Raw genomic sequence first — 876 nt, 5'->3', positions numbered from 1 at the left:
AATTAATCCCGAATTGATAATCGACTTTATAAGAAAATGAGACGCTCAATCAGAACTTATAATATAGCTGGCAATTGATAAAATATCATTGCCTGATTTTCTATTTTACCGGCTGATTTTATGTATGCAGGCTTTTCGATTCACTGCATATCCTTAACCTCATTGCCATAACCGTCTAATACCATTTCGTTTTCTAAGTAATATCGGGTATCTGCGGGATCAGTGTCTGAGAGGTTTCTCCAACTAGACAACGTTGACGCTGAAGGTAACTTTTTATATATCGTATTACTTTTGTCAATTAACATAGGCTCACCATTTTTCTCTATATAAGCATATTCTCCTTGAAAAGGTAAGGCACGGTCGTATTGAGGTTCAATTATTATATGGCCCTTATCGTTTATATATCCGTATTTTATCGTACCATTAGAGTAGTCTCCAGTGTAAACAAGGGCTGAACCGAAGCAAAATCCCGTAAGAAATACATATTCACTGGTTGGAGGAATTATTATCTCACCCTGATTGTTAATGTAAAACGCATCTCCGTTTTCGTCTTCCACCACTACTAGATCCGAATGATTCTTAAATGCAGTTTGGGCATCCCAATTATCCTTGGTTATTTGACGCATATTCAGGTCGTAAATAGTTCTAATTCCTCTTGATTCAATATATTGTGTAGCATAAATATACCCCCTTATAATCTCTATCCGAGAGTACCTTTGGGGAAGAAGAATCTTTCCTTCTCCGTCATATAAAGCGGTTAGAGTATCCTTTACCGTAAAAAATCCGGGAAAAGGGGCGTCAATCCACCCTTTAGAGGGAGCAATAATAATGTTCCCATTTTTGTCCATAACCCCTATCTTTTTTGCATTTTCATCT

General features: G+C 36.9%; 1 protein-coding gene. It reads right to left on the bottom strand.

The window, feature by feature from the left end; translation table 11 throughout:
• Window positions 1-140 precede the first annotated feature (140 nt).
• Window positions 141-876: WG repeat-containing protein (locus IR022_RS19815; RefSeq protein WP_206759623.1), on the bottom strand; the 736-nt coding region annotated here is incomplete at its 5' end.

Source organism: Dysgonomonas sp. GY617, assembly GCF_015233815.1.
Taxonomy (GTDB): Bacteria; Bacteroidota; Bacteroidia; order Bacteroidales; family Dysgonomonadaceae; genus Dysgonomonas_A.
This window is presented reverse-complemented; position numbering and strand designations above follow the sequence as displayed.